Origin of the sequence: Paraburkholderia sp. GAS448, assembly GCF_050435685.1 — a bacterium.
GTDB lineage: Bacteria > Pseudomonadota > Gammaproteobacteria > Burkholderiales > Burkholderiaceae > Paraburkholderia.
Genome location: NZ_JBNDKT010000092.1, coordinates 1 through 8,089 on the forward strand (window position 1 = coordinate 1; position 8,089 = coordinate 8,089).

Below are 8,089 nucleotides of genomic sequence, written 5' to 3' on the forward strand. Positions count from 1 at the left end.
GAGGGAGCCGATGAACAGACTCATCGTGAAGCCAATGCCACACAGGGCGGCGACGCCAACCATCTGGAGCCAGCTGGCGCCTTCCGGAAGCCTGGCCAGACCGAGCCGGACCAGCAGCGCGCTCGCCCCGCAGACACCGACGAGCTTCCCAATAAAAAGCCCTTCGGCGATGCCGAGCGGCAGGGGCTCGGCGAGCGCCATCAGCGACACGCCCGTGAACGAGACGCCGGCATTGGCGAAAGCGAAGATGGGGAGAACGCCGAAGGCCACCCAGGGATGGAGGCCGTGTTCGAGCCGGTGCAGGGGCGCGTGGCCATGATCGTCCGTGGTCTTCAACGGCACCGCGAAAGCGACGGCACCCCCCGCGAGCGTTGCGTGCACGCCGGACTTCAGCACGAATACCCACAGGATCACGCCAACAATGACGTAAGGTGCGATCCGCGTGATTTTCAGCAGATTCAGGACGGTCAGCACTGCGATGGCCGCAGCGGCCAGAAACAGCATCGGGAGAGATAGCTCGGCGGTATAAAACAGCGCAATGATGATGATGGCGCCCAGATCGTCGGCAATCGCCACGGCGGTCAGGAATACTTTCAGGGAAGTCGGCACCCGGTCACCGAGCAGGGACAGCACGCCCAGCGCAAATGCAATGTCGGTGGCGGTCGGGATGGCCCAGCCATTCAGGGTGGCACCATTTCCGCGGTTAAGGAAAAGATAGATCAGAGCGGGCAATACCATGCCGCCCAACGCGGCCACGACAGGCAGCACGATCTGCGCAGGCGTGGACAGCTCACCTTCGATTACCTCACGCTTCACCTCCAGTCCGATCAAAAAAATCAATCGGCCAGAATGGCGAACCCGAGACGGTGACGATCGACAAAAGCGGCGCCAATCTGGCTGCGCTGGAAGCCATCAGCGCCGAGCGCGAAACGCCCATCAAGATCCGGCAGACGAAGTACTTGAACAATATCATCGAACAAGACCACCGCGCGATCAAGCGGCGTACCCGCCCCATGCTCGGGTTCAAGAATTTCCGGTGCGCACGCATCCTACTCGGTGGCATCGAGGTGGCTCACATGATCGCCAAGGGGCAGATGAAAGACAACGGCGCCCGACAAACTGTCGCCGAGCAGTTCTATTCGTTGGCGGCATAAGTAGTCCTAGTCATATCAGGCGTTGCTCAACTTGCAATCGTTATCGCGACAAAACCCAGATCGCTCCGTGCACGGTCGACCGTCCCGTACCACTGCCCCCACGTCCTTCACCGCTCCCTCGTCAGGGCAATGTCAGAGGGCCTTGGGCCAGCTCGCCCCAGATACGGCATTCTGGCACAGACGATAGACATGGGCGATCGTGGGCGAGCGGTTCGTGTTGCTGAGTAGCCGACGGTTATCGAATAACACGGCGGCGAACTCCGCCGTGTCGCCAAGCGGCACGGCCGACCGGACAAGCTGCATGGCCAGCGATTCGGCACGCCGCGAGATGAGCAGCCGGTCCAGCCACGGCGCCCCCTGTTCGTTGTTGCCCACCCAGTAGCGTGCGCTTGCTACAAGATGATCGGTAGATAGCCACTTACCGGTCCGTTCAAAGGCCGCAAGCTCTGAAAGGGTTATGTAACACATCAGGCTGGCGCGAGCCTCCGAGTCGGGATTCGTCATCATTTCCACGATCCTCTCCCTGCCGAAATGCGATATGGAAATTATCGATGGAGGATCGAGAGCTTCAGATGTCCTTGTTCGTCGCCGCCGCGCAGCGCCGGTTCAGATCTGCACGGAACGACACATCGGTGAGCAGCCGGCGCGTCGCGAGCAGTCCATACCGGACACACAGCAGGTCCTCAACCGCGTGCCAGTCCCTGCATCGGCCGCTCTCAGCCAGTCGGTACGCAGACTGCCGTATGGTTTCCCGCCGCCCGGCCCGCAAAACGTCTGGGGTGGTTGTGGCCACGATCCGCCTCCTGCGAGGTGGCACATGAACCTATGTTAGGCCATGAAAGGCCTGCCAGTGAGGATGGTGGCGCGGTCGCGGCGCATGCGATTGCAGCAGGCGCGGGATGTTTGCCGTGCGTAACGGTTACGCACCGATGTGACGCGCCCGGTGAGTCCTGCCTAGCCTCGCCGACCGACCAGGGAAAAGGCCGGTGTGGTGATGGGCATGGATGCGGCGCTCTCGACGCCGAAGCGCGAATGTGCGGAACAGGGACTCGATTACGGGGAAGTGCTGCACCAGCGCGCGATGGAAATCCGCCTGATGAAAGAGCTGGGTCACGAACTGACGGACTGGGCCGGAAGCGTGGCGGCGGCTGAGGCGGGGAAAGTCGAGGAACCGCCAAGGCCGAACTGATACCGGCTCGCTAGCGAAGCCACACAACGATGCCGCCATACGTAGCCAGAAATGCAATCAGCAACACCAATACGTGGAAGGAATCCATATCGTGTCCTGCCTTGTTCAGCGGCAATCGCAGGCCGGGCGACGCGCAGCGAACAGCTTTCGCAGCGCGGAAACCAGGCGCGATGGATTCGGGCGGACGTGGCTGTGGCGCGTAATCCGTGCGCGGCTGTGCTGACGCATCGCTTCAATCAGGAAGAAGGCGCTCATGGCAGTCTCCGTGCGGATCTCGAAAATGTTCAATGAGAGGATAGGCCGGCGGGGCTTCGCCTGGTATTGGACAAGTCCGAAACAACCGAGTCCCCAAATTCTTGAACCTGCGACAAGACAGCGCATCAAGGTCCATTGAATCGCACGGTCATGAACGTCGATTACCCGCACATTGCGACGCACCTGTTTAATTTGCCGCTCGCTATCACGCCAGGCAGGATCGAAATCATCATGGCTGCGCTCGCGGACCGCTTTGGGCTTGCGCGGCTATTCCGGGCGAATGGCGAACCTGTCGCGTTCGATACCAGATTCGACGTGGGCGAGCAGGTAGAGGACTACGCCTGTCAGCTCGTTGAGAAGACCGCTATCATTCGCGTGCAGCGCACGCTCGCGCAGAGGCTCCGCACGCTGAAGATGGGCCATGCAGCCTGCAACGAGCGGCTGACATCAGGGCGCTCATGCCGGATGGACCGAGGCATCCAGTTGACGCCCGGCCCCCACACCGCATATCCACGACAAGGATGGAATAGTGAATCGCAGACTGCTACTGAAACGAAAGCTGATGATGCGCCGGCGATCGCATCCCGAACTCGCTGGCAGCGCGCCGACCACGATGCCGATACTGATGCTGACCGGCGACCGGACCCACGACGACGGGATGACGCCGGACGAGCGTGCGCAGGCTGCGGCGATGCTCGATGAACTGCTGGCTGCCGCAAGCGCCTACGGCTTCACGCGGGCCGACACATTGCGAACGCTGCTGGCAAGGGGCGACAAGTCGGCGCACACGATCGCAATCGCCCATGAGGCGATGGCTTTCATTCCCGAGGAAGAAATCGGCGCGATGCTGAAGCACACGTATCGGCCTGTCGCTGCGGACGACGTATCTGGCAGCGAGACGACAGGATGAGTGACGGCCAAGGTGAGATGTCAAACGGATCGAGGCCGGAGACGGGAAGAATCGGTCACGGCCGGCGCAGGCAACTTATCGTGCGGTGTAGTACGCCCCGCCAACCCTGACGGGGCGGCAACTTCGTCAAGAGCAGTACCCGCCGCACGGGGCCGGTAGTGCCGTGCAACCTCACAGCAGCAAGAACTGACCGCCGGAAAGACGGCACCGAAGCCGGCCTCGCAAGGGCCGGCTTTTTCGTAGGCGACCGGACGAGATCTATGTGGTCGGTGCATCGACTGCGGCATTGCAGCCATAGCCATACGATCGCCGTGCCCGAATCTCCCTTCGACCGTTCAGGGGCCAGATAGCACGCCGAAAGCGTCGCCGTACGTTTATAATCGAAGTGCCGTCACAAACAGCGACGGCCGGGTGTGAGAGCCCGATTGTTTGCCCGCACAACCTGCCACAAGCGGGTTGCTGCGTTTGCCTCTGCACGTCTATCTCCAATGGGCGGGCCGAGGCGAGGGGGTCGCAAGGCCCGCCGGCTTGGCAAACACCGGTCTCTCAACCTCGTTGCTGTGCCCGCTCACCCTCATCCCCTGATGCGAACTGTGAGCGGCCCCAACCCAAGGAGACCGCTGCATGACCAGCCGCATTTCCGACGTTCCCGACGACTCCGCGGAACAGTTCACTTCATCCACGCTCACCCGCCTGCTCGACGAGTTCCTCGAAGCCGTGAACCTTGCCCACCGGGTGCACTACGAGCAGTTCACGCGGCTCATCGCGATGGCCGAAACCCTCGACGCCAGCGCGATATGCCCGGCCGAATCCGCCGTGCTGTTCGCGCGACTGGGCGAAACCGCGATCCACTTCGAACTGAACACGCAGATCGATGTCGCTGCGTTCCGCAGCCTGCACAACCGGCTGCTCGGCGCCACCCCGCACGACACCGACCACGGTGGTTTCTTTCACGCCTGCCGACTCGGCCCGTCCATCACGACCCGGCACTGATCACCATCGCCGCTCGCGGGAATCCGCGCACCATCCCGATTTATTTTTCACGGGCCGATATCGCTCGGGAATCCTCCATGTCGTGATTCGATACGAGCCAGTTTCAACGAGACTTTTCAATGTTTTCCATCCAGGGACCCAGAATGATGCTGCATCATCAATCGCCCGCACTGGTCAGGCTGCTTGATAGCTTCACGCACGAAATATTGAAGGCTTGCCGGCGCCACTACGCGCAGATTGGGAAAATCTCCGCGCTCGCCGAAACCATCGAACGCGGAGCGGCGTCGCCCTGCGAGCGGGACGCGCCGTTTGCCCTGCTGGTGGAGTCCGTAACCGGCTACGAACTGAACGCACAGGCCGATGTCAAAGCCTTCCGGCGCGTGCACAACCGCGTGATGCGCAGCCCGCTCGACCGGCACGATCAGTCGGATGCGTTCAGCTAGCGAGCAGGTGCCTTGCCTGCAACGAACCGGAGCAGATCGGCGGCAAGCCCTGCCCTCGACACCGTCGTTGCCAGAACGGGCGCTGTCAGCGTCGGGCCGTCTCGCGGACCTGCACGGACGTATTGCCGGAACGCGGGATACAACCGCAGGATGACGTCACTTTTGCGGCAGGCGCGGTCGCGCCGTTTTCAACGACGATCCGGTTTCAGTCGCGGCGGCGCCACCGCAACGGATGTCGCGCGACCGCGGGCGGGCAACAGGCTTGAGCGGCACAGCCAGGCTTACCTTTGCAGCGCGTCAAGGCACGCGAGCCTGACATGTGCAAGGTCCGGTCTGTCGGCACGGGAGACGGCCGCAACGGCGCGCTCAGTGTACGCGTGAACGTCGCCGATGGTTCCCTCGATAAACGGCACGCCACATACGCGGCTGACGCCAATCACAGGGCCATCTTTACCATCGATGACCGAGAGCACCGCCTCGGGATTTTCGGGCAGCGCATACGCGAGCGCGATACCCAGGTCCTCCGCTGTCCCAGCATCCGTGCCCGGCGCCAGCCTGGGCGCCAGCGCAATCCATCGCCCGTTGCCGTTCTGGATGTGGTTCAACACACGGTCGTATTCTCCGCTCGCGACAAGCTGGTGAACAGCCTGGTCGGCCCCCAGCCGGTCAATCTGGCCTGCCACGCTGGCTGGCGAAAGGACATCGGCCCGCGCGCAAACCATGGCCAGCAGGCTAACAATCAGAAGGGCAGATTTTCTCATGGCTCCACCACCAGCGTCGTCTCCCGGCTACTGGAAATCAGTTGCCGGATCCTGAGCGGAAAGATGATACAACCCTCGGAGGCCTCGCCGGGATGCTCGATACTGTCGGCGTGGATCAGAAAACCCGACCGTCCCCAGGTCTGCGTGCCAGGCACGGGCGTCAAGGTCATGGAGTGTGGGCCGTGACGCGAAGAGTTGCGTGGGCGGCCAATGTGGTAGACGCCGTGCGGAATCGGGCCAACGTCGCGTTGCTGCTCGATGCGCGGATTGTTCTTTCCTTCGCCGCCGCCCGAGTAACCGATCGCCACGACCACTCCGTTGCGCTTCAGTTGACCCGAGCCCTGGCTGTATATCCACGGCACATCCTGCTCTAGTGGTTCGGCTGAAGTGACGATCAGGGCACCGATCATCACCATTATTAGCGTTCTCATGAAGCCCCCATCGGAACATCCGAAGCCGGCAGGTTTCGATATCGCCAACTGAAAGCGCGACCGGGGGAGACCCTGTCCGGTGCGGCGGCAACCCTGCAACACCTCCGTGCCGATATCTTCGCGCATCTGGACGAACGATGCCGATGTCCGCCGGCCCTTCGCATAAAATTATTGTGAGCCGTGCTGCCCGACAGGGCATGACTTCGCCCATCATGCGGCAGCACCGTTCGCCGCGTCCATCCACGATCGATCCCGCTGACACCGCGCCATGCATGATTCCACGACCGACAGGCCACGCGATGAAACCGCGCCTCGCACCATTGAGGGACTGTGGGCCACGCTGACTGCGCTCGAAGCCCGCCTGACCGCTACCCCGCAGCGCCGCACGTGGTTCAGGGGGTTCGGATCATGGGTATCGTTGCGTTGATGGCGCTGCGGGCGCGACCGTCCGGGCCAGACTACGCGCGAGCGGACCGTCGAAAACCGGCTCCGGGCCGCGTGAGGAAGTATTGATCGGATACGGCGCCCTGCCTCGCGATTCCGATGAGCGCACAGGCGCCGATCAGTTCGAAAGGCGGCTTCGAACGCTGCGTGCGCAGGTATGCGCTCAAGGCATGCTTCTCCAGGCATTGCTGACGACCCATCCACGCCGGCACGCGCTGATGGAAGTGTTCAGGGCGCAGTCCCTGCACCATCTGGGCACGCTATCGTCGGTTGGGCGGCTGGAGTCACGCGAGGCGTTTGATTCAGCGCGCAACGACTGGCTGACCTTACTGACGCGTGCACCAAATAGTTCGTGGTGCGTTATACGGGAATGAAGACGAAAAACGATGCCCGAAAGCTGGACCAGGCGACACAGGCGTACCTGAGGCAAACGGTGGTACAGGCTGTGCGTGAAGGAATGACGCAAACTGCGGCGGCGAAGACCTATAAGGTCAGCGTGCGAGCGGTGAGCAAATGGATGAAGACGGCGCGAGAAGGCGGACTGAGAGCGCTCAGAGCTGGCAAACGAGGCCGGCGAGCGGGAAGCGGCCGACTCAATCACCGGCAGGCGGTGAGAATTCGCAAGATGATCATCGAACGGATGCCCGACCAGTTGGCGCTGCCGTTCTACCTGTGGACGCGCGAATCGGTGGCACAGTTGATCGAGCGGGAGTACGGCATCACGGTGTCGGCGACCACGGCTGGCCGGTACCTGAAAGCATGGGGCATGAGTGCCCAGAAACCGGTCCGGCGAGCCTATGAGCGAAACGACGCGGCGATCGAGCGCTGGCTGAACGAAGACTATCCGCCGATCGCCAAAGAGGCGAAGCGGGAGCAGGCAACGATCTACTGGGGCGACGAAATGGGATTGCGCAGTGATCACATCAGCGGAACGAGCTTTGCCCTCAAAGGGCAAACGCCGGTCGTGCGCGCCACCGGGAAGCGCTTCAGTTGCAACATGATTTCGGCGATCACCAACCGCGGGGAGTTGAGCTTCATGGTCTTCGAGGGCACATTCAAGAACGCGACGTTTATCGAATTCCTGAAGCGCATGCTCAAACAGGTTACCCGGAAGATCTACCTGATCGTCGATGGGCATCCGGTCCACCGGTCCGTTGCTATCAGGCAGTTCGTCGCCGAGCATGCTGATCGCCTGCGTCTGATCCGACTGCCAGGCTACTGTCCCGAGCTGAACCCGGATGAGTTGCTGAATCAGGATGTGAAAACCAATGCACTCGGCAAGAGCCGCCCGACCAACAAAGCGGAGATGATCCGGAACGTCCGGCGCCACCTGCATCGTCGGCAAAAGGAACCTCAAGTGATTCGTAACCTGTTCAACGAAAAACATGTTCGTTACGCCGCTTGAAACATTACGTACTAAGTGTTCACGAGAAATTGACTTGAAATTGAGTGCCGTATCCGTCGAGCAGTTTCGCCAGTTCGGCATCGATGGTTTCCTTCGTCCAGGTG

The 8,089-nt window shown here is 61.8% G+C and carries 11 protein-coding genes and 2 pseudogenes; 6 read left to right on the plus strand and 7 right to left on the minus strand.

Annotation, left to right across the window (positions count from 1 at the left end; translation table 11 throughout):
• Positions 1–831, minus strand: a pseudogene (nhaA, locus tag P3T23_RS46605) (Na+/H+ antiporter NhaA); the annotation flags it as partial.
• Here nhaA and P3T23_RS46610 point away from each other — a divergent pair.
• Positions 831–1,154, plus strand: a pseudogene (locus P3T23_RS46610) (DDE-type integrase/transposase/recombinase); the annotation flags it as partial. The pseudogenes nhaA and P3T23_RS46610 overlap by 1 nt on opposite strands.
• 132 nt (positions 1,155–1,286) lie before the next feature.
• On the opposite strand, the gene P3T23_RS46615 reads toward P3T23_RS46610, so the two are convergent.
• Together P3T23_RS46615 and P3T23_RS46620 are read right to left on the minus strand one after the other, a co-directional pair.
• Complete coding sequence (locus P3T23_RS46615; RefSeq protein WP_429322777.1) at positions 1,287–1,667, minus strand: hypothetical protein; 381 nt, start codon at positions 1,665–1,667, stop codon at positions 1,287–1,289.
• Between the two features lie 55 nt (positions 1,668–1,722).
• Positions 1,723–1,947 carry a hypothetical protein gene (locus tag P3T23_RS46620; RefSeq protein WP_429322778.1) on the minus strand — a complete coding sequence of 75 codons (225 nt, stop codon included), beginning with the start codon at positions 1,945–1,947 and terminating at the stop codon, positions 1,723–1,725.
• Positions 1,948–2,154: 207 nt separating this feature from the next.
• On the opposite strand from P3T23_RS46620, the gene P3T23_RS46625 reads away from it, so the two are divergent.
• Positions 2,155–2,343 carry a hypothetical protein gene (locus P3T23_RS46625; protein WP_429322779.1) on the plus strand — a complete coding sequence of 63 codons (189 nt, stop codon included), beginning with the start codon at positions 2,155–2,157 and terminating at the stop codon, positions 2,341–2,343.
• Between the two features lie 105 nt (positions 2,344–2,448).
• Here P3T23_RS46625 and P3T23_RS46630 read toward each other — a convergent pair whose 3' ends face one another.
• Positions 2,449–2,598, minus strand: coding sequence for a hypothetical protein (locus P3T23_RS46630; protein ID WP_429322780.1), 150 nt, complete (start codon positions 2,596–2,598; stop codon positions 2,449–2,451).
• Between the two features lie 267 nt (positions 2,599–2,865).
• The gene (locus P3T23_RS46635; protein WP_429322781.1) at positions 2,866–3,021 is read right to left on the minus strand and encodes a hypothetical protein; all 156 of its coding nucleotides are present in this window, start codon (positions 3,019–3,021) and stop codon (positions 2,866–2,868) included.
• A gap of 106 nt (positions 3,022–3,127) precedes the next feature.
• Between P3T23_RS46635 and P3T23_RS46640 the strand changes: the two genes are divergently transcribed.
• From P3T23_RS46640 to P3T23_RS46650, 3 genes are all read left to right on the plus strand, one after another.
• Positions 3,128–3,508 (plus strand): hypothetical protein, encoded by a 381-nt coding sequence (locus P3T23_RS46640; RefSeq protein WP_429322782.1) that lies wholly within the window; start codon positions 3,128–3,130, stop codon positions 3,506–3,508.
• 624 nt (positions 3,509–4,132) lie between these two features.
• Positions 4,133–4,501, plus strand: a complete 369-nt coding sequence (locus tag P3T23_RS46645; RefSeq protein ID WP_429322783.1) for a hypothetical protein — start codon at positions 4,133–4,135, stop codon at positions 4,499–4,501.
• Positions 4,502–4,620: 119 nt separating this feature from the next.
• Positions 4,621–4,944, plus strand: coding sequence for a hypothetical protein (locus tag P3T23_RS46650; protein ID WP_429322784.1), 324 nt, complete (start codon positions 4,621–4,623; stop codon positions 4,942–4,944).
• A gap of 281 nt (positions 4,945–5,225) precedes the next feature.
• On the opposite strand, the gene P3T23_RS46655 is transcribed toward P3T23_RS46650, so the two are convergent.
• Together P3T23_RS46655 and P3T23_RS46660 are read right to left on the minus strand one after the other, a co-directional pair.
• Complete coding sequence (locus P3T23_RS46655; RefSeq protein ID WP_429322785.1) at positions 5,226–5,705, minus strand: hypothetical protein; 480 nt, start codon at positions 5,703–5,705, stop codon at positions 5,226–5,228.
• The gene (locus P3T23_RS46660; RefSeq protein ID WP_429322786.1) at positions 5,702–6,136 is read right to left on the minus strand and encodes a tlde1 domain-containing protein; all 435 of its coding nucleotides are present in this window, start codon (positions 6,134–6,136) and stop codon (positions 5,702–5,704) included. The genes P3T23_RS46655 and P3T23_RS46660 overlap by 4 nt, the downstream gene beginning before the upstream one ends.
• A gap of 814 nt (positions 6,137–6,950) precedes the next feature.
• On the opposite strand from P3T23_RS46660, the gene P3T23_RS46665 reads away from it, so the two are divergent.
• Positions 6,951–7,985, plus strand: coding sequence for an IS630 family transposase (locus tag P3T23_RS46665; protein WP_429322787.1), 1,035 nt, complete (start codon positions 6,951–6,953; stop codon positions 7,983–7,985).
• Positions 7,986–8,089 lie beyond the last annotated feature (104 nt).